The organism is Rhodoferax sp. GW821-FHT07G04 (genome assembly GCF_059418585.1).
The window spans coordinates 612652-633968 of the sequence record NZ_JBWKQD010000002.1; the positions used below are offsets into that span (position 1 = coordinate 612652).

Below are 21317 nucleotides of genomic sequence, written 5' to 3' on the forward strand. Positions count from 1 at the left end.
GATTACGGCAAGCATAAACTGCAAACCCCCACAGCGACCCCACCATGCACGCCCACGCCAAACCCACCCAAATCCTTGCCCTGCTGGCCGCGCTACTGGTGCTGCCGCTCGTCTTGCAAAGCTTTGGCACCAACTGGGTCCGCATGGCGGACACCGCACTGCTGTACGTGATGCTGGCACTGGGCCTGAACGTGGTCGTGGGTTATGCCGGCCTGCTGGACCTGGGCTACGTGGCCTTCTACGCCATAGGTGCCTACCTGGTCGCCCTGCTCACCTCGTCGCACCTGACCGAAAACTTCGCGTGGATCGCCGCACTCTTTCCCAACGGCCTGGATGCGCCCTGGTGGATGACCCTGCCGCTGGGTGCCCTGCTGGCGGCCGTCTTCGGCATGCTGCTGGGTGCGCCCACGCTGAAGCTGCGCGGTGACTACCTGGCCATCGTGACGCTGAGCTTCGGCGAAATCGTGCGCATCGCCATCAACAACCTGGGCCACCCGGTCAACATCACCAACGGGGCCAAGGGTTTGGGCCCTATCGGCTCCATCCACATTGGCGGCCTGGACCTGGGCACACGCCTGGTCATAGGCGGCTATGAAGTCGCCTCGGTCACGCTGTACTACTACCTGTTCCTGGTGCTGACGCTCTTGGCCGTGGCCTTCTGCTACTGCCTGCAAGACTCGCGCATCGGCCGGGCGTGGATGGCGATGCGGGACGACGCCACCGCCGCCGAAGCCATGGGCATCAACACGCGCAACCTGAAGCTGCTGGCCTTTGGCATAGGCGCCAGCCTGGGTGGGGTATCCGGCGTCTTGTTTGGCGTCTTCCAGGGCTTTGTGTCGCCCGAGGCCTTCAGCCTGCAGGAGTCGGTGCTGGTAGTGGCCATGGTGGTGCTGGGCGGCATGGGCCACATTCCGGGCGTGGTCCTGGGTGCCGTGCTGCTGACCGTGCTGCCCGAGATGCTGCGCTACGTCGTCGGCCCGCTGCAGGCGATGACCGATGGCCGGCTCGACGCGGGCATCATGCGCCAGCAGTTCATCGCGCTGGCCATGATCGTCGTCATGCTGCTGCGGCCCCGCGGCCTATGGCCGTCGCCAGAACATGGGCGGTCCGCGCTTCCCAGCGCCTAGACGCCTTCAAATGGATTTAAAAACCCTATTTTGGGTTTATTGAGGCCACCAAAAGGCAGTTCAAAGAAGAATTCGGCTGTAGCCCTCGTCGAATATTCACATATAGCTATTATTTTCATAGCATCAAAAAACACATCTGCCGCTGCACAAAGCTTCAAGACAATCGCAGCGACCAGGTGCACAGTGGCAACAGAAGCAACACCCCTGGAGATGCAAGACATGGAAGACATCGGATTCATAGGCCTGGGCGTCATGGGCCTGCCCATGGCGCTGAACCTGGCCAAAGCCGGCACGGCGCTGCGGGTATGGAGTCGCTCGCCCGGCCACTACGCCGCGCTGCAGGCGGCCGGCGCCACCGTGGCCACCAGCGCGGAGGCGGTGTTTGCCAACAGCCGCCTCGTCATCCTGATGCTGGCCAACGAGGCCGCCATCGATGGCGTGCTGGGCCGGGGCACGGCAACCGACTTTGAGCGCCGGGTGGCAGGCCACACCATCGTCCACATGGGCACCACGTCGCCCACCTACTCGCGCGGGCTGGGTGCCAGCATCCGCGCCGCCGGCGGGCGCTATGTGGAGGCGCCGGTGTCAGGCTCGCGCGTGCCCGCCGAGGCGGGGCAACTGGTCGCCATGGTGGCCGGTGATACGGCTGACGTTGCCGAGGTGCGCCACCTGATCGCCCCCATGTGCCGCGAATCCTTTGCCTGCGGCGCCGTGCCCAGCGCGCTGCTGATGAAGCTGTCGGTCAACCTCTTCCTGATCACGATGGTGACCGGCCTGGCCGAGGCCGCCCACTTCGCCCGCGCGCAGGGCGTGGACATGGCGCAGTTCCAGGCTGTGCTGGATGCCGGGCCCATGGCCAGCAGCGTGTCGCGCATGAAGCTACCCAAGCTGGTGGAGCGCGATTTCTCGGTGCAAGCTGCCATCTCCGACGTGCTGATGAACAACCGGCTGATCGCCGACGCCGCACGCCAGGCGCAACTGGCCTCACCCCTGCTGGACGTGTGCCTGTCGCTCTTCACCGAGACCGAAAACCTGGGCCTGGGCCGCAGCGACATGGCCGCCGTGGTGCAGGCCATCGAACAACGTACGGCTACGCCGGCCTGAGCGCCGCCAGCCAGCGCCCCGGCGCAGTGCCATAGGCGCTTTTGAACTGGCGCGACAGATGGCTTTGGTCGGCAAAGCCGGCGTCCATGGCGGCCTGCGCCAGCGGCTGGCCTTGCAGCAGCAGGCGGCGCGCGCGGTCCACCTGCCGCAGTGTGCGGTAGCGGCTGGGACTGGTGCCAAACAGCAGGCGGAATTGCCGGGCCAGCGTCCAGCGGTCCAAGCCCGACAGGCGCTCCAGTTGTTCCATGGGTACGCGCACGGTCGGGTCGGCGGCAATCTGGTCGCGCACGCGCGCCACGGCGTCCCACGCCAGCGCCGGAGAATGACGGACAGTGGACGCGCCGCTGCTCAGCAACTGCGTGACCGCATCCACCAGGTCCACAGCCTGCAGACTGTCCAGGTCGGCATCCATGTTGTCCCAGATACCCATGCCCTGCCCCGCCACCAGCGCCGGCGGCAAATCCACCACCGGGTTGGCCAGAAACGGCAGGGCCTTGCCGCCCAGTGCTTGCTGCACCAGACCAGGGTCCAGGTAGACCATCTTGTAGCCAAAGCCGGCAGCGGTGCCTGCTGCACCGTCGTGCAATTCGTCCGGGTGCAGCACATGGCACTGGCCCGGCAGGCAATGCCAGGTGGCACCCCTAAACCGGAACCGCTGCACGCCCGCCACCGTGAGGCCGATGGCATAGGTGTCGTGCCGGTGCGGCGCAAAGGCCTGGCCGCTGAAGTGGGCCTGCATGCGCTCTATGCCCTCTGCACCCGTGCCCAGCCGTATGCTGCGGCCAGGCTCGGCGCAGGGCGCGTGCTCCATGGTGTCAGCCCTTGCCGCCCCGTGCGGCACGCGGGCTGGCGCCGGTCCAGCGCTTGAAGGCGCGCGAGAAGGCCGCCGGGTCGGAGAAGCCCACCAGGTAGGCCGTCTCGTTGATGGATACCTTCTTGCTGTCCAGGTAGTGCAACGCCAACTGATGGCGCAGCCCGTCCAGCACCTGTTGGAAGCTGACGCCCTCGGCCTTCAGCCGCCGAAACAGCGTCTGACGACTCAGGCCCATCTTGCTGGCGACCAGGTCCACATTGGCATTGCCGGTGTGCAGTATGGGCATCAGCAGGCCTTCCACCTGGCCGCGCGCCGTCTGCGCGTTCTCCAGGCTGGTCAGCAGGGCCTGCGCGTGCGCGCTCAAGATGCCGAACACATAGCGTGGCCCGTCGGCAAAGCGCATGGCCAACCACGCAGGGTCCAGTTGCAAGGCATTGCGGTCGCAACCAAACTGCACCGGCGCCTGGAAGATGCGTTCGTATTCGGCCCGGTAGCCCGGGTCGGGGTGCGTGACCTGCACGGCCTTGACAAAGGGCGTGCTACCCAGGTGGCGGGTGTCGCACACTACATGGGCAAAGGCCGACTCGGTCAGCTCCGGAAAGTCGTTGGGGTTCTTGCGGGTGTCGATCAGCCACATCTGGTTGCCCTCCCGGCTGAAGGCAAAGCGGTCATCGGCGCTGGCGCCCTCCACTTCCACCTCCACGATCAGGCGCGCATAGCGCTTGAGCTGCGCAAAGGCGTCGGCCATGGACTCGCTGGCGCGGCCCAGCAGGCCCACGATGGAGAACTGGGCCACATCCACCGCCTCGCCATAATGCAGGCCCAGCGCCGGGTCGTTGCACATCTCTTTGGCCGCACGCATCAAGGCCACGTATTTGCGAAACGGAATGCGCTTGTCCTGGTCCTGCAGATCCTGCAGGTCGATCTCGGCGCGCCGCGCCAAGGCCTGCTCGTCGGCCCCCTTGGAGACCGCTAGCCGCAACAGCCCCCGGGCAAAACCGGCACCTACCGTACGTTCACGCATGGGGTTTGCAACCTTGGATCAAGTTTTTGGTATTTGGCGTCATGTTCATTACCAACGGCCACCGATAAGCTGATGCCACCCGCAACCCAGGGCCTGCAAGGCCAGTGCGGAGCGTGCACTGCGGCGACGCGTACGAGCATACATCACCACCCAAAGGAACAACGTGACTTCGACAACGGCAAGCTTCGACGGCGTACCGACCAACCCGTACAACCCATCGGGCAAGACCGCCCTGCGCAGGACCGCGGCGCTGTGGTTCTGCGCCGCGCTGTTGGGCCAGTGGGTGTTCGCCTACTTCATCATCGGCTTCTATGCTGCGCCCACGCTGCAGGGCCACTTCGAAGCCTGGAGCAAGAACCAGTCGCTGATCACCGGTTATGTGGCCGGCGACACGGCCGGCAACTGGGCCTTTGCAGCCCACATGCTGGTGGCGGCCGTCATTGCGGTGGGCGGCGTGCTGCAGCTGCTGCCGCAGATACGGGCGCGGGCACCGGGCTTCCACCGCTGGAATGGCCGCGTCTTTTTGCTGGCGGTATTCGTTGCCAGCCTGGGTGGCCTGTACCTGACCTGGGTGCGCGGCACCCAGCGCAATCTCCTCAGCGCAGTGGCCATCAGCGGGGATGCGCTGTTGATCATTGTGTTCGCCGTGCTGGCCTGGCGCACGGCCCGTGCGCGCGACTTTGCAGCCCACCGCCGCTGGGCGCTGCGGACCTTCGTCGTGGCGGGAGGCGTGTGGTTCATGCGCCTGGGTTATTTTGGCTGGATTCTGATCAACCAGGCGCCGGTGGGCATCACCAAGAACATGGACGGCGCATTTGACCGCTTCATCGCCTTTGGCTGCTACCTGGTGCCGTTGGCGGTGCTGGAGTTGTACCTGCGCGCCCAAAACGCCGCCCAGAGCGGCACCGGCCTGCGCCTGGGCGCAGCCGGTGTGTTGGCCGTGTGCACGGCGCTGATGGCGGTGGGCATAGCGGGCGCCACACTGTTCCTATGGATGCCCTTGCTGGCCAAGGCCTGAGTCGGCAGCCGGCGCTTCAGGCCAGTACCGTCAGCAGCTCGGTCAACGTGGCAACCGTGAGGTGCGGTTGCTGCGGATGCGCGGGGTCCCAGGGGTGTGGGCCCCGGTTCACCCACACGGTTTGCATGCCGGCACCCAAGGCGCCCAGCACATCCAGCGCGGCATCGTCACCCACATGCAGCACGTCGGCCGGCTGCAGGCCCAGCTTGCCAGCCGCAGCATGGAAGATGCGCGCATCGGGCTTGGCCACGCCAAATACGCTGGCGCTCAAGCTGTGTGTGAAATATGGGCCCAGCCCCACCCGGTCCACATGGGCATTGCCGTTGGACACGGCGACCAACGGGAAGCGTGCTGACAGGGCCGCCAGCGCCGGCAGCGCGTCGTCGTACAGATCTACCCGCATGCGCTCGGCAAAGAAGACTTCAAACGCAGGTTCGGCAAGCGCCGTGTCTTCGCCGGCCCGCTGCAAAGCGAGACGGATCGATTCGCGGCGTATCGCGCTCAAGTCGTGTCCCAGCTCCGGCCGGGTCTGCACCACGTGCTCGCGGATCGCCAAGCGGCCTGCGGCATCGGCGCACAGGGCTGCCGCGCCCGGTGCGCGCTGAGCCAGCCAAGCCAACAGGCTTTCTTCTGCACGGCGAATCGTGGGCCATATCGGCCACAGCGTGTCGTCCAGGTCCAGGGTGATGGCTTTGATGCGGGTGGTATCCAATGGCATGGTGGCCAAAGTATCGCATCGCGGCGAACCCCGCTATGCTGTAGCCATGCAACGCGTCGCCCAAGCGCCCAACCTGTTCATTGCCACGCTCTGGGCCGATGCGCTGCGCTCCGAGGGCATAGAGGCCAGCGTCCAGCGCCAATACCTGGGCAGCGCGGCCGGAGAACTACCGCCCGACCAGTGCCTGCCCGAGGTCTGGGTAGAGCACCCCAACCATGCAGACCGGGCCCAGCAGATATTGCACCACCTGCAGCACATGCCGCAGCAGCGCTGGTTCTGCCGGTGCGGAGAGTTGGTGGAGGGTGGGTTTCAGCAATGCTGGAACTGCTCGGCACTGATGCCAACCTAGCGGAAGCTAGCTCTAGCTGCAAGCCCGCAGGGCAATCAGTAGGGCGAAAGATGCTCAGCGGTAGGTTTCTGCATAGGGGTATTCCCCCTCTTTGCCAAGCCAAGGGGTGATATCGGACAAGTGCAATTGCTTGACCTCAAAACGTTTGTCGATCACTTCCTCCGCGCAGTAGCTTTTCCCAAGCATTGAAGGCGGCTCCACTTTCAACCGACCGGCAATACGAATGTCGTAGTTGGAGCCGTTGGCTTCAATCGAGATGTCACCTTGGTCCACACGCCAAGAGCATGCTGCTTCGGGCCAGGCCGACCCGCCCCGCGTAACTATTGCAACAACCGACCCGTTAGGCTCAATCTTTTCCTGCAGCTTATGCTTACCGGCAACAGATGGCATTGAAACCGTAATTTTTTCAAATCTTTCGTCGTCGATCACAAGAGGAGACCCAGGCGCAAACCAGCGATATGCAATCACAGTGCGCGCACCTGCCGCAATACGATGGGCAAAGACCGTTGGCAACTCCAACCGGGCCAGACGTCTGGCCGCCTCATCTGGGCTCTGCAACTCCGCCTGCAACTTAGCAAAGAATTTCGGCTCGGCAAAGTCTGCATTGACTACGTAGAACGCATCTGTTCGAGGAATTGAAAGATAGGCCATCCGTGCAGCGAAACCCAGCACGGCGAAGCCAACAATCCCGAAAAAGATGCGCAAGGTTTTCCTCAAAACAAGCATGCTGAATGTTTAAGGCAGTTCCCGCCCCCGCGCGCTCTGGTACAGCGCATACCACTGGCCGCGGGTAAGCACCACGCGCTGGGCGTCGGCGCAGGCGCGTATGCGATCGGGGTTGGCTGTGCCAATCACCGGCTGTATGCGCGCTGGGTGCTTGAGCAGCCAGGCCAGGACAATGCTCTCGGGAGTGACCCCATGTTCTTCGGCCAGATCGCGCACCAAGGCCGCCGTTGCGGTGACGGCCGGTGCCGCATCCTGTGGCGCGCCGCCGCTGTACCAGCCCTTGCCCAGGGAACCCCAGGCCTGCAGCGCGATGGCCTGACTCTGGCAGTAGTGCAGCGTGTCGCCCCAGACAAGAGAAGCCTGGCCTTGGCCGTCGTTGAAGCAGGTGTCGGCATCCAGCCAATCGGTCTTCAACAGGCTCATCTCTAACTGGTTGGCCACCAGGGGCATGTCCAGCGCCGCGGTCAGTTGGCGCAACTGGCCCGCATGCATATTGGACACCGCCAATTGCCGCACCTTGCCCGCCTCCGACAGCGTACGCCATGCGGTGTTGATTTCGTCCGGCTCCAGCAAGGGGTCGGGCCGGTGCAACATCAGGATGTCAAGGTAGTCTGTGTTCAGGCGGCGCAGGCTGGCGTGCACGGATTCGACAATGTGCGTGGCCGACAGGTCGTAGCGCTTCGGCCCATCCACATCGGCAAAGCGGATACCGCACTTGGTCTGCACCTGCATCTGCTGGCGCAGGCTTGGCTGCCGCTTGAAAAGCGCACCAAAGCATTCCTCGGCCTTGCCAAAGGTATAGATGTTGGCGTGGTCAAACAGCGTGATGCCAATCTCCAGCGCGGCTTCTACTGCGGCCTGCGCATGGGATACGTCTTCGGCCCGCAGCGGGTCATGGTTCCATCCACCACCCAGGCCCATGCAGCCGTAGATGAGGCGGGAGGATACGGGGGGATTTGGTGTGGGTTGTGTCGTCATTTTTGGGCGGGGTCTTAAACCAGGTCACTGCGGTGAACGGAGTTCTACCGTTTTGATTTTGATAGATAGCAGCGCTCCGTCTCGGAACACAGTTAGCACGATCTCGTCACCCGCATTGCGTTCACGAAGCGCCCCCATAAAGCCCTTCACCGACAAAACTTCACTGGCGTCGAGCCGTACAACAATATCGCCCCGCTTCAGGCCCGCCAATTGCGCTGGTTGGTTCTGGATTGCATCCATAACAAAGACGCCGCCTCTCAGTGCCTTGTCAAAGGTACTCAGGGCCTGTCTATTCTCGGCGCTGAGCCGGCTCAATGCTATGCCGATACTTGGGCGAATGACACGGCCATAGGCCCGGAAGTCCGCTGCTACTTTCAAAAATGGCTCTATGGGAGACGCGCTCGTTTTGCCCGCTTGCGTCCCCCAGGTCCATCGGGCGATGTTGATGCCCACGATTTCACCGGAGTTCGCACGAACCAAAGGACTTCCTTGCAGAAATCCTCCCAAGGTCGAAACAGAAGACTGGAGTTCGGCTGAGTCGTCCGTCTCCGTCTGCTCGAGTTGGGTGATGACACCCTCTGCCGTTGCGGGTTGCCACCCGCCCTCGGTCGAGACCATGCCAACGGCCACAATGGGTTCACCCAGTGAGACCGGCTGTTTGGGCGTCACAATGCGCAAATGCTCCCACACCAACGATGATTGGATTTTGATCAGCGCAAGGCCCGATATTCTGTCTTTCAACACGAGACTTCCGACATACTCCGCGCCCCTATCGGTGTGAATTTCTATCCTTTGCTGGCGGTCAACCACGTGGAGTGCGGTCAACACAAGACCGTCTGCGGACACCAGCACCCCCGACCCCGCAACCCTTTGCGTCCCAGGTTCCCGGCTCGCCAGAATATTCGCAGCGTCCCTGTTGCCAGCCGGTATTCCAAACTTCGCCAATAGCGCATCCGCTGCCGGGTCGGGCGCTCGCACGGGTGCCGTAACGACGATACCGACAACCGAGTGCCGAAACCGCTCCACAAGTGGATCGGGGCGCCCGCTCTGCGCGGAAGCACAGGTGCCTGCCAGCAGAAGCATGGCAAGGCATACGACCGGAAAGGGGCGAAAGAAGAACAACATCACGGGGCTGAATGCATCCGCTTGCGCAGTTCATCGACCGCAATCTCGATGACCCGCTGCGCGTCTGCCGCTTCAACGAGGCGATCCGGCAGCACACCGAGCTTGTCAATTTTCATTTGGGAGGGAGGGTACCAATACCCGGTTGTGAACTTGACTCCGTGGTCTGTGTCGAGACTCCGAAACGTTTGGACGCTGCCCCGCCCATAGGACTTACGCCCCACAATCTGTGCACGCTTGTGGTCACGCAGAGCCGCTGCCACAATCTCGGCGCCGGACGCCGTTCCCTCGTCCACCAACACCGCCAGAGGAAGTTTGCGCACATCGGGTGGAACGCCAATCAACGGGTCCCCTCCTGTCCTTGAATAGTCTCTGGGCTGAGCCCGGAAACTCCTGCTGGAATTCCGTTCCCGCAACTCGCCAACCAGGCTATCGGACGGAAGAAAGAGAGACGCCAAGCCAACTGCGGTATCCAACAGCCCACCCGCATTGCGACGCAAATCCAACACTATTCCTTTGAAGGGCTGGCGAGTCCATTGTGCTGATAGCGCAGCTGCCACTCTTTCCAGCGTGTCTTGCTGAAAGGTGCTGATCCTTAAAGCTACCACGTCCGGTGCAACCGCAGTGACCCGCACGACAGCGATCTGCACCTTGCGGCGTTCCACACCGAACTCCCGCGAACCCAACTCGCCAGGGTGCTGCAGCGTCAGCTTCGCCATGCTACCCAGTGCACCCCGCAGCAATTGCACCGCCCTGTTCAAGTCACCGTTGGTGGGAATTCCATCCACTGCCTGGAGAATGTCCTGCGGCCGAACGCCAGCCCTGTCGGCCGGCCCATCTTCTATCGGTGCGACCACCACCACCTCGCCATGGCGCACACCCAACTCCACCCCAATCACTCCTTCTGTGGGGCTGGGCACATTCTTCATCTGCTCGAAGTCGCTCTTCAGAAAGAACTTTCCCCCCTCGGGGTCCAGTTCCTTGACCATGCCCCGCAGAGCCGCCTGCAGAATCTCTTCGCCAGACAGCGGGGTGACGAAAGACTCCCGCAAAAACTGGTAGGTTGCCGCAAGAATCCGTAGCTCGTCTTTGGGCAGGGGTTCGGGTGCGGTCTGCGCGACGGCAGCAAGTGGCAGCATGCAAGCCAGGGCAATCGCCCGTGCGCGCGGATTCATACTGCGCCAAGCCTGCGGGGCCAATAGGCCCACAACACACCCAACAAACAGGTCAGCAAGATAAAACCCCACTCCATCCCACCCTCGCCTCCGCCCACCACAAACCAGCCATTGGGCCAGTGCACATGCACCAGGCCGAAGCAGACAACAACGATATGCCCGATGCAGGCCGGTACCACCCAGCGGTTGAGGACCAACGCAATGCTGCTGGCCGTTTGCAACAGCAACACCGTCCAGGCCAGTTGCAGGCCCAAGGGGTAGCCCAGAGACGTCAAGAACCGGCCGAAGCCGGGGATGTCCTCGGGGTGCGAGAAACCGTGCAAGGGGTGCATGAGGATGATCAGCGCCACGCCGATGCGCACGATGTCAATGCCCCGCAGCGGGTCGCTGGGGCTCAGCTTGTACCAATTCTTAATCATGTGTCTGTCTCCTGGTAGAGGGCTACTGTAATCGAGCCCCTTGTGCCGGCAGCATGGCGCGTGGGGTGCCAACCTCGGTCCGCCCCCGGGGCATGCGCTCGGAAACATTTGGCCCCAACTGCGTAATTTTTCACGCTTGTCCCGCTTTGCGGTATGGACTGTCACACCGCACTCGCCATAGCGCCCCTACACTGCCGTCTTTCAACTTCTTCCCCCTCGGAGAGCCCCTATGGACACCGGAAAAATCACCACCTGGATCGATCAAGCACAACCCATATTGGTGGCATTTGGGCTCAAGGCGCTGGGCGCCATTGCCGTCTTTGTGATTGGCCGCTGGCTCATCAACCTGGTCACCACGCTGGTAGGCGCAGGCATGACGCGCCACAAGCTGGACCCTACCGTGCAGCGCTACCTGGTGAGCTTCATCACCGTTGCGTTGAACATCATTCTGGTGGTCGCCATCCTGGGTTACTTCGGCGTGGAGACCACGTCGTTTGCCGCCCTGGTGGCAGGTGCCGGTGTGGCGATTGGTGCGGCCTGGAGCGGCTTGTTGGGCAATTTTGCGGCGGGCATCTTCTTGCTGGTGCTGCGCCCCTACCAAGTAGGTGACTATGTGGGCGTGGGCGGTATCGAAGGCACCGTACTGGAATTGGGTTTGTTCGGTACTACCATCAACACGCCCGACAACGTGAAGACCATTGTGGGCAACGGCAAGATCATGGGTGGCGACATCAAGAACTTCTCGTCCAACCCACACCGCCGTGTGGAGCTGGTGGCCCAGTTGGCCGGCAGTGCCGATGCGCACAAGGCCATTGCGCTGTTGAAGGAGGCTGTGTCCAAGGTGGCCAACATCGCACAGTCTCCCGCTGTGGATGTGGAGATTCTGGAGTTCAACGAATTCGGTCCCAAGTTGGCCGTGCGCCCCTACTGCCACACCAACCACTACTGGCAGGTCTACTTTGATACCAACAAGGCCATCGCCGATACGCTGGGTGCCGCGGGCTTCCCGGTGGCGACACGCCCGGTCAAGGTCTACCCGGTTTAGGCTTCTTTTCTTCTATTTCATTTCACATCAACAGGAGAACACACATGGGACTTTTGGATTCAGTCATGGGCGCAGTGGCCGGTCAAATGCAACAGAACGGCGGCCTCAGCAGCGTATTGGGCGGCCTGCTGGCCAATAACTCGGAGCTGGGTGGTTTGAGCGGCCTGGTAGACAAGTTCCACCAAAACGGCATGGGCGATATCGTGAATTCGTGGATCGGCCATGGCACCAATCTGCCCGTCTCGGCCGACCAGATCGCCAGCGCCTTTGGTAGCGGCACGCTGGGCAATATCGCCAGCCAGTTGGGCCTGGACCCCTCTCAGGTATCGGGGCAATTGGCGCAGATGCTGCCCGGCCTGATCGACCAGTTGACACCCCACGGCGCCGTGCCCGAGGGCGGGCTGGGCCATGCCAGCGATCTAACCAGCCTGCTGGGCGGTTTGCTCAAGGGCTGACCGCGGTGCCTGCGTGGCCTGGCGCCAATAGGCCAGGCAGGCGTCGGCCAGGGCCTGTGTCGGGTCGATGCTGATCGTCAGCAGATCCGACGCAATATGGGCCAGGCCCACTGGCACCTCGGTGCAGGCCAACATCAGGCGCTGGGCGCCCCGCGCCGCCAACCGCTGCGCGGCCTGCTCCAGCAGTTGACCACCCCGCTGCAATTCACCTTGTTTGATGGCATAGCAGCCGGGCGTGAACAAGGCATCCAACTCCTCCGACGTATTGACCACACATGGGATGCCCCGCGCCTCCAGGTGTGCTTGGTACAGCCTCGCATCCAGCGTGCCACGCGTGGCAACCAGTCCCACCGCGGCACCGGCAGGCAAACCACCTGCTGCATCCAAGGCATCCAGACTGGCCTGCACGATATGGATCAGCGGTGCCTGGCTGGCACTGGCCAGCGCATCGAACCACGCGTGCGCCGTGTTGCAAGGAATGACGATGCGGGTCGCGCCCGCTGCGTTGAGCTGTGCAATACCGTGCAGCATGGCGGGCAAGGGCGATTCGCCGGTACCGGCCAGTGCCTTCTGCCGGTCGGGTATCTGCGGCACATTCCAGACCACGGTGGGCACATGCTCCTGGTCGCACCGCGCGGGTGTGGCGGCGATCAGCTTTTGCAAAAAGTCCAGCGTGGCCAGCGGCCCCATGCCACCCAACACGCCGATCAGTGGCTCTGTAGCAGCCATTGGCTAGAACGCGGCTTGCGGCGCCAGCACACTGCGGTAGCCAAACAGGCCGACCGCGCCGCCCGTGTGCAGGAAGACGATGTTCTGCCTTTTGGTGAAGTGGCCCTTGCGCACCAGATCCACCAAGCCGGCAAAGCCCTTGCCGCTATAGACCGGGTCCAGCAGGATGCCTTCGTGGCGGGCCAGCAGTTGCACCGCCTCGACCATGCCGTCGGTGGGCACGCCATAGCCGCCGCCCACGTAGTCGGCATTGGCTGCCACGGTGTCATCGGGGAAGGCGCCGCGCATGCCCAATAGCTCCCAGGTTTGGCGGGCGAGTTTGCGCACATTGTCTTCCTGCCGCTCCTTCGGCGCGCGCACGCTGATGCCCAACACGGGTATGCGGCTGTTGGCGCCTTGCAGGCCCACCACCAGGCCGGCCTGGGTGCCGGTGCTGCCGGTGGCATGCACCACGCAGTCCACCCGCAGGCCCAGTTCATTGGTCTGGTTGATGATTTCCTGTGCGGCCACCACATAGCCCAAGGCACCAATGGGGTTGGAGCCGCCACCGGGGATCAAATAGGGCTTCTCGCCCGCGGCGCGCAGCCGCTCGCCCACGGCGATCAGCTCGTGGTTCATGTCCACTCCACCAGGCCGTGTCTCCAGCGTGGCGCCAAAAATCTGGTCCAGCAGCACATTGCCACTGCTGTAGTAATCGGCATGCGCGCCGCTGACGCGCTCCTCCAACAGGGCCGTGGTTTTCATGCCGTGTTTGTTGGCAGCGGCTATGGTCTGGCGTACGTGGTTGGACTGGGTGGCCCCCTGCGTGACCACATGCGTGGCGCCCTGCGCCAGGGCTTCGCCGATCAGGAATTCGAGCTTGCGCGTCTTGTTGCCGCCGGTTGCCAAGCCGGTGTTGTCATCGCGCTTGATGTAGATATTGGGGCCGCCCAAGGCCTTGGTGATGTTGGGCAAAAACTCGAACGGTGTGGGTGCCTGGGTCAGGCGCACGCGCGCAAAGGAAGAAAGATTCATCGCAATAGTCTCCGCAGTCAATTCCGTTATGTATTCATGACAGCTTGAGCAGGCTGCGCATCGCCGCACCGCTGAGCCGATCACCAGCACGGTGGGCTTGCACCTGTTGCAGCAGTTGCGCGTTCACCGGTGCGGCTGTGCCGTGCTGCTGGGCTAGGCGTACCACGGCACCGCACAGGTCGTCGATCTCGGTGGTGCGGCCTTTTTGCAAGTCGTCCCACATCGAAGACCGGGCCGTGGGGTCTATGCGCAGCATGCGTGCGGCCACCAGATTGAACAGCCAATCCGGCAGGCTCAGAATCTTGGGCAGCAGGCGCGGCGGTGCACTGGCCACCTTGGCCGGCACAATGCCCGCCGCATCCATGGCGCGCAGGGCCTCGGTCTGCAGCGCGGCCAGCACGATGCGGTAATTGCGGTCCATCAGCTCCTCGCGCAGCGGCAGGTCCGACAGCGCGTTGACCGGGTTGTTCAGGTTCAGCAGCAGCTTGCCCCATTGCACGGCCTGCATGTCGGCCATCACCTCCATGGGCAGGCCCGCGGCATTGCAGCAGGCGGCCACTTCGGCACTGAGGGCAGACTGCCCAATCTGCAAATGGCCCGTGGTGGCGCGGTGGACCTTGGCCGGGCTGTTGAGCACCACGTTGTAGGGCACCATGCCGGCCACCACCTCCAGATGCGGCGCGGCCTCGCGGATGCGCTGCACGTTGTCCACGCCGTTTTGCAGCGAGACCACCAGCGTGCCGGGGCCAAACACCGCGCCCACCTCGGCGGCAGCCTGGGCCGTGGCGCCGCCCTTCACACACAGCAGCACGACCGGCGTTTGGCTGCCGCCGCGGTCTACATCGGTCGAGGCCACTGCAAAGCGCAGCCTGTCGGCGGGCACGCGGGCGTTGAAGCCGTCCATGTCGGATACGTTCAGCCCATGGATGGCAATCTCCCCCAGAATGCCGGGCCGCCCCACCAGCGTGACCTGCTGCCCGGCCAGCGCCAGCCGGCCTCCTACATAGCAGCCAATGGCACCGGCGCCTACAACAATGAAATGCATATCAAGCGGCTTTCGCTAACGAGGATGTGAATAGGGTTGGAGCGCACAGTATCGCCTAGGGCCCGCCGTTTTATTGCGCCGGCCCTTACTGCAGCACCAACTCCACACGCCGATTCTTGGCGCGTCCGGCCTCGGTCTCGTTGCTGGCCATGGGGGCGAAGTTGGCTACGCCGCGGGCCGACAGGCGGCCGGCGTCCACCTTGTAGTCCTTGGCCAGTGCCGCCGCCACTGCCTGAGCGCGCCGCTGCGACAGCGCCAGGTTGACATCCACACCGCCCTGGTTGTCGGTATGGCCCACGATGAAGACCTGCAACTTGGGCGACTGGGCCAGCAGCTTGGCCATCTCTTCCAACTGCGGTGTGGACTCGGACTTGATGTCGGCCTTGGCCGTGTCGAAGAAGATGCCATACAGCGCGACTCGGCCTTCCGCTGCCAAACCCTTGCCCAGCGTGTCGGCCTTGACCACACTCACCTGGTCGCCCTGCAGCGGCTGGGCCTCGATGACCTGCACGAAGTAGTCGGTGTCAAAGCCGCGGTCCGCCCAGTAGCCACCGCGTATCGTCAGCACCACGGTCACATCGCCGGTGGGCCGGGTCAGGCGCGCCATCAGGAAGCGAAAGGGCCGCCCGCCGCTCAGGTTGTTCATGAAGAAGCTGCCACCGACAAAGGCGCGTGCGTCGTCGGTCCACTTCAGCGCATGGGCCGACAAATTTTGCTTGGCACAGGCCGGGGCATCGTCACAGAGGGCCAGGAACTTGAAGCCCTGCTTCTCCAGCGACTGCTGGTAGTTGCGGAATACCTCCAGGTCCGAATGCCCCTTGGGGCCCAGGTAGTAGTAGTTGAAGACCTTGCCCTCGGCCGATTCGGTACGCTTGTCGGACAGCTTGACGTCCACATGCTCGAAACTGATGACGCCAGCCTTGTGCAGCACGGCGCCGTTGAAGCGCCCGACCAGCGGGTGGTCGGTGGCGCCGGGGGCCTCGCCATAGGTGGGTGCGGCCACGGCAGGGAGCATGGTGCTAAAGAACAGAGTGCACAGCCAACGCAGGACAAGGTTTTGCATGGAACCAGACTCTCCAAGTGATGGGAAGAAGATAAAGCTTAGCGGGCTTCGCCGTCTGTACGGCTGCCGCATACGGCTTGTTACATTTTTCATAGCACCTCAGGTCCACCTGACGAGGGCTAGTGGCATATTTTGCTGAAAACACCTCAGAAGAGGCCATTTGCAACGCCCACATAACCCAAAATGGGTATATTGAGGCCTCGTTAACATCTGCGCCCATGGCCCACTTCGCCCACACCTACCGCTATGCAGAGCCCTCGTCGCTGGCCTTTGAGGGGGGGCCGCACGTCCGGCTAGCCACCTCATCGCCCGGCACGCTGGCCAACCCGCATTTCTTTGAAGGCACACTGCACCAGCCCCAACTGGCAGCGCAGTTGCTCAGTGCCGTGCACCTGCTGGTGGGTTCGCGCTTCTTCACGCCGGCCAACAGCGTGGGCCTGGCGATTGCGCTGGCCGACCCGGTGGTCACAGCCGGCGGCGGCATGCTGCGGCTGGAGGGCTTCTCGGCTTGCTGCAGCACCTACATCCGCGTGGACCTGGAACCCCAGTCCTATGCGGGCGACATCGTCGGCAAGGGCACAACCAATATCGACTTCAACGCCCCCATGCGCGCTGCGCTGGCCAAAGTGCGCGACGCCGATGGCCTGGCCCTGTCGGTCGGCCAGGCCGCCTTTGCACTGCACACGGCCGGCGCCTCGGTGGTGGAGAAGAAAGTAGAGCTGCCGCTGCGCTGGCTGCGCGGCATGGTGGCCGTGCAGTCTTACCAGGCGGCCATGCACAAGGTCTTTGAAGTGGACGCCGTCCCCGCACTGCGCTTTGTGCGCAGCCTGCCCAAGGCGTCGACCAGCAAGACGCCGCTATGGGTGACGATGGGTCCGCTGGGCCTGCGCACCACCACACAGGGCGATGGCAGCAACAGCGTGCGCTTCACCGACAGCAGCCGCCTGCGCCTGCTGGAGAACCTGCTGCCCAAAGCCAAAACACTGAGCCTGTATGCCGACCCGCAGCAACAGGCTAGCGCCTGGTGCCTGGACTTTGGCACCATGCGGCTGACGCTGGTGCTCAGCGCCGAAGTCTGGCGCGGCTTCTCAGGCGAAGGCCAGGGCCTGCACACGCTGGTGCTGGAGGACGACAGCCGCCCCGTGTCGGCCCTGCGCGCCCAACTCCACTGGCAAGATGCGTTACGCGCCGATGCTCTGGCAGCACAACTGCAATGGCCGCAGGCCGATGTAGACCACGCCCTGCATGTGCTGGGCATCTGCGGCCTGCTGGGCTTTGACCTGGAACACAAAGCCTATTTCCACCGCGTCTTGCCCTTTGACTTGGGCCCGCTGGAAGACATGCACCCCCGGCTGGCTGATGCGCGCGCACTTCTGCGCGAGGGTGCCGTGCAGTTGCTGTCCACCACACCGCTGGAGGCCCAGGTGCGCAGTGCCGACGTGCACTACCACGTGCGCGAGCGCGATGGTCAGCTGCGCTGCACCTGCCCCTGGTTTGCCAAGCACCAGGGCGAGCGTGGCCCCTGCAAGCATGTGCTGGCCGCCCAGGCCGCGGCCACCGCTTCCCCTTCTTGAACATACCGACTCCCGCATGCCAAACGCCGAAGCAGAACCCACCTACGACTCGCCATTGGAAAAGCGCATACTGGCCGGCGACATCACCGGTGTCATGGACCTGGTCGACACCATGGACGCCGCTGAACGCGCCGCCAACCGCCCGGCCATGGAGCGCCTGGTCTTCAACCGCTGGACCATGCGCAAGAACCTGGATAAGGCCCAGTTGAACCGTGTCTTCCGCGCCATTGAACTGGCCCGCTTTATGTGCTCGGCCGAGCACCCGCCGTCCGACTACTGGAAGCACATCGGCATACAAGATATCACCACCTACCGGCAACGCTACCAGCCCGCGCCCTCGGCGCAGCCGGTGGACAAGCAATTGCGCGGCGAGCACCACTGGCACTACCGGCACTACATCCACCGTGCCATCATCGCCGGCCTGGTGGAGCGCCCGCAGACCGACGAATACCTGGACGCGCTGTTCTTCGGCGACCTGCGCAAGGAAACCAACATCGTGCTCGCGCACGTGGAGGCTGATCCTGGCCTGGCGCCCGTGCTGCTGCGCCTGTTTGAGCGCGAAGGCACGTCTGACGGCAGCTTTGCGGCGGTCGAGAAATACTGCCACGACCCCGAGCTGTACTGGAGCCACGCCTTTCTGACGCTGTGCGCACGTGGCGTCTACACCCGTGCGCAACTGCTGGACAAGACCCTGGGCGCATTGGCCTGCGATTGGCCGCAGTTCAAGTCGGGCTGGTTCTCGCGCTTCCACGACATCCTGGCGCCCACCGTCGATGAGATGTCACCCTTTGCCGACCGCTACCTGGCGCTGTGCCACAGCCGCATTGCGCCCACTGTGAGCCTCGCCACCGATGCGCTGGCGCTGCTCTACAAGGCGGGCCAAGTGGGTGACGAGTCGCTGTGTGAGGCTCTGCAACCGGTCATCTCCTCGGCGGTCAAGGGCCGGGTGCTGGCGGCTTTGGATCTGCTGGGCCAAGTGGTCAAGCGGTCCCCCCAGCAGGCCCACGCAGTCAGCGCCATCGCCGTGCACGCGCTGGCTCACACGGCCGCGGACGTGCAGAAGAAGACTATTGCCTGTTTGCAGACCTGGGGACTGGACGCTGCAGGCCTAGATGCCGCACAGGGCTATATGCCCTTCGTGGCCGCAGCCAACCGGGCCGCATTGGCCAAATTGGTGGGCGCGACAACCCCGATCCAGCCTCAGCCGTCCCCCGCAGCGGCACCGACGTCAACCACGCCCGCCGCAGAGAAACTATCTCCGCTAGACCCCAGCCGCGCCCTGCAGCCCTTGACCCAGATCCCCGATCTGGTGGAGGCCATTGCCCATGCACTGGAGAACCCCGAAGACATAGACACCTGGGAGCGGGCCGCCGAAGCCCTGGTCCGCATGGCCCCCCTGCCGGCAGCAGACCGCCCAGCCTTCGCGGCGCTGCACAAGCGCGCCAAACGCTTGACCTGGAGCGAAAAGCCCCTAGGCTTTGCGCTGGCCCGCCTGATGGCCTGCGCTGTGGACGGTGAAGACACGGCAGAGGGCGTAATGCGCCTGCAGCCCGACGAAGCCGTCAACACCGAAAACTTCATCGCCTGGCGCACCTACAGCCTCATCGACCAGGCCACCAAGGGCCTGGGCCTGCCGCCCTTGTCGTCTCCCACCCACCACGGCGGCTTCATAGACCCTGCGCTGTTTGCCGAGCGCACCGCCGCCTACCAACGCGCAGGTGCGCGCCTGCCGGCGGCCGAGCAGGCCTTTGCGCAGATGCGCTTGGCACCGGTGCGCGCGCGCCTGCAGATGGACTGGCATGTGACCAGCACGGAGCCGAATGAAGGCTGTTATGTGTTCCACACCCTGCATGTCACCTGCACGCCCAAGCCACAACCGCCCACGCACGACCACGACTACACCGCGCTGCTGTGCGCCAAGCATGTGAAAGCGCGGGAGAGCTGGGGTGCGGCTGAGCACGCGGCCTCCCACATCCGCTTTGCGGCCAGCCTGCTGCCCACCGATCTGGAGCCCTTTTTTGCGGAAGCCGTAAAGGCAATAGGCAACAACATCGACTGGTGGGAAGCCCAATGGCAAAACCGCGCCTACCTGGATGTGCTGCTGCAGCCCACCACCCCGATGACGCCCATGGCGGTGCTGACGCTGGCTGTGGCCCTGGCCGGCAAAGAGCCGGGCCAGACCGCGCTGGCGGTGGATGCGCTGGTGCAGAGCGTGCAAGACGGGCGTCTGGACGCTGTGGCCCTGGGTAGCACATTGGCCCGCCTGTGGGCCACACCGCTGGTCAAAGGCCCGCGCTATGCCAAGAGCCTGGCAGCAGCCGCGCAGGCCCATGCGTCCATGCCCACGGTCGTCTTTGGCCTGCTGTGCACCATGGTGCAGGTGCAACCCGATGCGCCACGCAAAGACCTGGCACCGTTGCTGGAGCTGGCTCTGGAGTTGAAGCTGGCGCACCACCTAGCCCTGCCCGCCAGCACGCGCACGGCCCTGGGCAGCATGCGTCTGGGCGGCAAGGGCAAGGCTGTGCTCAAGGATATGCTGGCGTAATGGCGCAGAAAAAAATCGCAATCATCGGCAGCGGCATGGCAGGCCTGGCCGCCGCATGGTTCTTGGGCGAGCGCGACCAGGTCACGCTGTTCGAGCGCCAGCCCCGCATGGGCATAGGCGCACACAGTATGCAGGCACCGGGCGGTGTGGTCGATGTGCCGCTGCGGGTCATCTACCCCGGTTACTACCCCGAGCTGTTTGCGCTGTTGGCGCAGACCGGTGTGGCGGTGGAGCCGCTGGATGCGTCGCTAGGCTTTAGCGACCTGGGTGGTGACACGTATTTCCGCTACAGCAACCTACGGGCTTTGGGCAAGAGCCTGCCCTGGATCACGCCCACCACCTGGTTGCGCAGCGCGCCGCGCAAGATTGTGTTCGACCTGGGCCGCTTTCTGTGGGAGGCCCCCAAGGCCCTGACCGCAGGCGCGCTGCAGGACCGCACGATTGGTGACTACCTGGATTTGCAAAAGTATTCCCGCGACTTCACAGACCGCTTTCTGGTGCCCGCCTTTGCCGGCATCAACACGGTGAGTTGCCAAGAGGTACGCGACTACCCGGCCGATGTGATTGCCCGGTATTTCAACCGCGACTTCGTCGTCTCCAGCGTCTACCGCGCGGTGGGTGGCGCGCAAGCCATTGCGCAAGCCTTGTCGGCGCGCGTGGCGCAGTTGCGGCTGGATGCGCGCATCCGCTGCGTGCAGCGGCAGGTCAAGGGCATGCGCATCACGATGGAAGACGGCGGCACCGAAGACTTTGACAGCGTGGTCTTTGCCACGCAGGCTAACCAGGCGATTGCGCTGTTGGCGGATGCCAGCCCCGCAGAGCGCGCCGTGCTGCAGGCCGTGCGCTATGGCACGGTGCGCGTGCTCATGCACCACGATGCGAGCCTGATGCCTAAAGCACGCGCCGACTGGGGGCCGGTCAACTATGTGATGTCACCCCAGCACGACAGACCCATGGTCAGCATCTGGGTCAACCGCCTGCTACCGGCCTACAAGGATGCACGCCCGCTGTTCCAGACGCTGAATCCCATGCGGGAGCCTGCCGCGGGTCAGGTGCTGCAAGACTGCGTGCTGCAACGCCCCATCGTCGACCTGGCCACGCAGGCCAACCTGCAGCAGTTGGAGGCCCTGCATGCAGAGGCTGGGCGCCGCGTGTTCTTCTGCGGCTCGTATGCGGCGCTGGGCATACCGCTGCTGGAGAGTGCCGTGGCTTCGGCCAAGCGGCTGGCGCAGCGGTTAGAAGCTGCTAGGTTGCAAGCCTAGCCAGATCGCAA

General features: G+C 63.9%; 22 protein-coding genes. 9 read left to right on the forward strand and 13 right to left on the reverse strand.

Going from position 1 to position 21317, the window contains the following annotated elements; genetic code table 11:
• The first annotated feature begins 44 nt into the window (after nt 1–44).
• Nucleotides 45–1127: a branched-chain amino acid ABC transporter permease gene (locus tag AC07OO_RS11985; RefSeq protein WP_495082334.1), complete on the forward strand. Its 1083-nt coding sequence runs from the start codon at nt 45–47 to the stop codon at nt 1125–1127.
• Here the strand turns inward: AC07OO_RS11985 and AC07OO_RS11990 are convergent.
• Nucleotides 1124–1366, reverse strand: coding sequence for a hypothetical protein (locus AC07OO_RS11990; protein WP_495082335.1), 243 nt, complete (start codon nt 1364–1366; stop codon nt 1124–1126). The two genes, AC07OO_RS11985 and AC07OO_RS11990, sit on opposite strands and share 4 nt — an antisense overlap.
• On the opposite strand from AC07OO_RS11990, the gene AC07OO_RS11995 reads away from it, so the two are divergent.
• A complete protein-coding gene (locus tag AC07OO_RS11995) occupies nt 1347–2231 on the forward strand; it encodes an NAD(P)-dependent oxidoreductase (RefSeq protein WP_495082336.1) in 885 nt (294 codons plus the stop codon). The genes AC07OO_RS11990 and AC07OO_RS11995 overlap by 20 nt on opposite strands.
• Here the strand turns inward: AC07OO_RS11995 and AC07OO_RS12000 are convergent.
• Complete coding sequence (locus AC07OO_RS12000; protein WP_495083340.1) at nt 2218–2970, reverse strand: AraC family transcriptional regulator; 753 nt, start codon at nt 2968–2970, stop codon at nt 2218–2220. The genes AC07OO_RS11995 and AC07OO_RS12000 overlap by 14 nt on opposite strands.
• A 76-nt stretch (nt 2971–3046) precedes the next feature.
• Nucleotides 3047–4069, reverse strand: a complete 1023-nt coding sequence (locus tag AC07OO_RS12005; protein WP_495082337.1) for an AraC family transcriptional regulator — start codon at nt 4067–4069, stop codon at nt 3047–3049.
• Nucleotides 4070–4232: 163 nt separating this feature from the next.
• On the opposite strand from AC07OO_RS12005, the gene AC07OO_RS12010 reads away from it, so the two are divergent.
• Nucleotides 4233–5087, forward strand: a complete 855-nt coding sequence (locus AC07OO_RS12010) for a DUF2306 domain-containing protein (protein WP_495082338.1) — start codon at nt 4233–4235, stop codon at nt 5085–5087.
• 16 nt (nt 5088–5103) lie between these two features.
• Here AC07OO_RS12010 and AC07OO_RS12015 read toward each other — a convergent pair whose 3' ends face one another.
• A complete protein-coding gene (locus AC07OO_RS12015; RefSeq protein ID WP_495082339.1) occupies nt 5104–5805 on the reverse strand; it encodes an HAD-IA family hydrolase in 702 nt (233 codons plus the stop codon).
• Between the two features lie 46 nt (nt 5806–5851).
• Between AC07OO_RS12015 and AC07OO_RS12020 the strand changes: the two genes are divergently transcribed.
• Nucleotides 5852–6154: a putative signal transducing protein gene (locus AC07OO_RS12020; RefSeq protein ID WP_495082340.1), complete on the forward strand. Its 303-nt coding sequence runs from the start codon at nt 5852–5854 to the stop codon at nt 6152–6154.
• Nucleotides 6155–6208: 54 nt separating this feature from the next.
• Here the strand turns inward: AC07OO_RS12020 and AC07OO_RS12025 are convergent, their stop codons facing one another.
• The 5 genes from AC07OO_RS12025 to AC07OO_RS12045 are packed head-to-tail and all read right to left on the reverse strand — an operon-like array spanning nt 6209 to nt 10574.
• Nucleotides 6209–6859, reverse strand: a complete 651-nt coding sequence (locus tag AC07OO_RS12025; protein ID WP_495082341.1) for a hypothetical protein — start codon at nt 6857–6859, stop codon at nt 6209–6211.
• Between the two features lie 30 nt (nt 6860–6889).
• Nucleotides 6890–7858 (reverse strand): aldo/keto reductase, encoded by a 969-nt coding sequence (locus tag AC07OO_RS12030; protein WP_495082342.1) that lies wholly within the window; start codon nt 7856–7858, stop codon nt 6890–6892.
• A 24-nt stretch (nt 7859–7882) separates the two neighbouring features.
• On the reverse strand, nt 7883–8983 hold the full coding sequence (locus AC07OO_RS12035; RefSeq protein ID WP_495083341.1) for a S1C family serine protease: 1101 nt from the start codon (nt 8981–8983) through the stop codon (nt 7883–7885).
• Entirely contained in the window at nt 8983–10155 is a 1173-nt protein-coding gene (locus AC07OO_RS12040; protein WP_495082343.1) for a S41 family peptidase, read from the reverse strand. The genes AC07OO_RS12035 and AC07OO_RS12040 overlap by 1 nt, the downstream gene beginning before the upstream one ends.
• Nucleotides 10152–10574: a DoxX family protein gene (locus tag AC07OO_RS12045; protein WP_495082344.1), complete on the reverse strand. Its 423-nt coding sequence runs from the start codon at nt 10572–10574 to the stop codon at nt 10152–10154. Before AC07OO_RS12045 ends, AC07OO_RS12040 begins: the two co-directional genes overlap by 4 nt.
• 229 nt (nt 10575–10803) lie before the next feature.
• Between AC07OO_RS12045 and AC07OO_RS12050 the strand changes: the two genes are divergently transcribed.
• Complete coding sequence (locus AC07OO_RS12050; RefSeq protein ID WP_495082345.1) at nt 10804–11619, forward strand: mechanosensitive ion channel family protein; 816 nt, start codon at nt 10804–10806, stop codon at nt 11617–11619.
• A gap of 44 nt (nt 11620–11663) precedes the next feature.
• Nucleotides 11664–12074: a YidB family protein gene (locus AC07OO_RS12055; RefSeq protein WP_495082346.1), complete on the forward strand. Its 411-nt coding sequence runs from the start codon at nt 11664–11666 to the stop codon at nt 12072–12074.
• On the opposite strand, the gene cuyB is transcribed toward AC07OO_RS12055, so the two are convergent.
• The 4 genes from cuyB to AC07OO_RS12075 form a co-directional block, all read right to left on the reverse strand.
• The gene (cuyB, locus tag AC07OO_RS12060; RefSeq protein WP_495082347.1) at nt 12039–12803 is read right to left on the reverse strand and encodes a cysteate racemase; all 765 of its coding nucleotides are present in this window, start codon (nt 12801–12803) and stop codon (nt 12039–12041) included. The genes AC07OO_RS12055 and cuyB overlap by 36 nt on opposite strands.
• A 3-nt stretch (nt 12804–12806) precedes the next feature.
• Entirely contained in the window at nt 12807–13817 is a 1011-nt protein-coding gene (cuyA, locus tag AC07OO_RS12065) for a D-cysteate sulfo-lyase (RefSeq protein WP_495082348.1), read from the reverse strand.
• A 34-nt stretch (nt 13818–13851) separates the two neighbouring features.
• On the reverse strand, nt 13852–14862 hold the full coding sequence (locus AC07OO_RS12070) for a 2-dehydropantoate 2-reductase (protein ID WP_495082349.1): 1011 nt from the start codon (nt 14860–14862) through the stop codon (nt 13852–13854).
• An 85-nt stretch (nt 14863–14947) separates the two neighbouring features.
• Nucleotides 14948–15925, reverse strand: a complete 978-nt coding sequence (locus AC07OO_RS12075; protein ID WP_495082350.1) for an OmpA family protein — start codon at nt 15923–15925, stop codon at nt 14948–14950.
• Between the two features lie 218 nt (nt 15926–16143).
• On the opposite strand from AC07OO_RS12075, the gene AC07OO_RS12080 reads away from it, so the two are divergent.
• Genes AC07OO_RS12080 through AC07OO_RS12090 form a run of 3 tightly spaced genes read left to right on the forward strand, consistent with a single transcriptional unit; the run spans nt 16144 to nt 21306 of the window.
• The gene (locus AC07OO_RS12080; RefSeq protein WP_495082351.1) at nt 16144–17499 is read left to right on the forward strand and encodes an SWIM zinc finger family protein; all 1356 of its coding nucleotides are present in this window, start codon (nt 16144–16146) and stop codon (nt 17497–17499) included.
• Between the two features lie 16 nt (nt 17500–17515).
• Complete coding sequence (locus tag AC07OO_RS12085) at nt 17516–20044, forward strand: DUF6493 family protein (protein WP_495082352.1); 2529 nt, start codon at nt 17516–17518, stop codon at nt 20042–20044.
• The gene (locus AC07OO_RS12090; protein WP_495082353.1) at nt 20044–21306 is read left to right on the forward strand and encodes an FAD-dependent oxidoreductase; all 1263 of its coding nucleotides are present in this window, start codon (nt 20044–20046) and stop codon (nt 21304–21306) included. The genes AC07OO_RS12085 and AC07OO_RS12090 overlap by 1 nt, the downstream gene beginning before the upstream one ends.
• Nucleotides 21307–21317: the final 11 nt, after the last annotated feature.

Coding starts and splice junctions, on each gene's coding strand:
- AC07OO_RS11985 (WP_495082334.1), top strand. CDS start 45: ATGCACGCCCACGCCAAACCCACCCAAATCCTTGCCCTGCTGGCCGCG.
- AC07OO_RS11995 (WP_495082336.1), top strand. CDS start 1,347: ATGGAAGACATCGGATTCATAGGCCTGGGCGTCATGGGCCTGCCCATG.
- AC07OO_RS11990 (WP_495082335.1), bottom strand. CDS start 1,366: ATGAATCCGATGTCTTCCATGTCTTGCATCTCCAGGGGTGTTGCTTCT.
- AC07OO_RS12000 (WP_495083340.1), bottom strand. CDS start 2,970: ATGCAGGCCCACTTCAGCGGCCAGGCCTTTGCGCCGCACCGGCACGAC.
- AC07OO_RS12005 (WP_495082337.1), bottom strand. CDS start 4,069: ATGCGTGAACGTACGGTAGGTGCCGGTTTTGCCCGGGGGCTGTTGCGG.
- AC07OO_RS12015 (WP_495082339.1), bottom strand. CDS start 5,805: ATGCCATTGGATACCACCCGCATCAAAGCCATCACCCTGGACCTGGAC.
- AC07OO_RS12020 (WP_495082340.1), top strand. CDS start 5,852: ATGCAACGCGTCGCCCAAGCGCCCAACCTGTTCATTGCCACGCTCTGG.
- AC07OO_RS12030 (WP_495082342.1), bottom strand. CDS start 7,858: ATGACGACACAACCCACACCAAATCCCCCCGTATCCTCCCGCCTCATC.
- AC07OO_RS12035 (WP_495083341.1), bottom strand. CDS start 8,983: ATGTTGTTCTTCTTTCGCCCCTTTCCGGTCGTATGCCTTGCCATGCTT.
- AC07OO_RS12040 (WP_495082343.1), bottom strand. CDS start 10,155: ATGAATCCGCGCGCACGGGCGATTGCCCTGGCTTGCATGCTGCCACTT.
- AC07OO_RS12045 (WP_495082344.1), bottom strand. CDS start 10,574: ATGATTAAGAATTGGTACAAGCTGAGCCCCAGCGACCCGCTGCGGGGC.
- AC07OO_RS12050 (WP_495082345.1), top strand. CDS start 10,804: ATGGACACCGGAAAAATCACCACCTGGATCGATCAAGCACAACCCATA.
- AC07OO_RS12055 (WP_495082346.1), top strand. CDS start 11,664: ATGGGACTTTTGGATTCAGTCATGGGCGCAGTGGCCGGTCAAATGCAA.
- cuyB (WP_495082347.1), bottom strand. CDS start 12,803: ATGGCTGCTACAGAGCCACTGATCGGCGTGTTGGGTGGCATGGGGCCG.
- cuyA (WP_495082348.1), bottom strand. CDS start 13,817: ATGAATCTTTCTTCCTTTGCGCGCGTGCGCCTGACCCAGGCACCCACA.
- AC07OO_RS12070 (WP_495082349.1), bottom strand. CDS start 14,862: ATGCATTTCATTGTTGTAGGCGCCGGTGCCATTGGCTGCTATGTAGGA.
- AC07OO_RS12075 (WP_495082350.1), bottom strand. CDS start 15,925: ATGCAAAACCTTGTCCTGCGTTGGCTGTGCACTCTGTTCTTTAGCACC.
- AC07OO_RS12080 (WP_495082351.1), top strand. CDS start 16,144: ATGGCCCACTTCGCCCACACCTACCGCTATGCAGAGCCCTCGTCGCTG.
- AC07OO_RS12085 (WP_495082352.1), top strand. CDS start 17,516: ATGCCAAACGCCGAAGCAGAACCCACCTACGACTCGCCATTGGAAAAG.
- AC07OO_RS12090 (WP_495082353.1), top strand. CDS start 20,044: ATGGCGCAGAAAAAAATCGCAATCATCGGCAGCGGCATGGCAGGCCTG.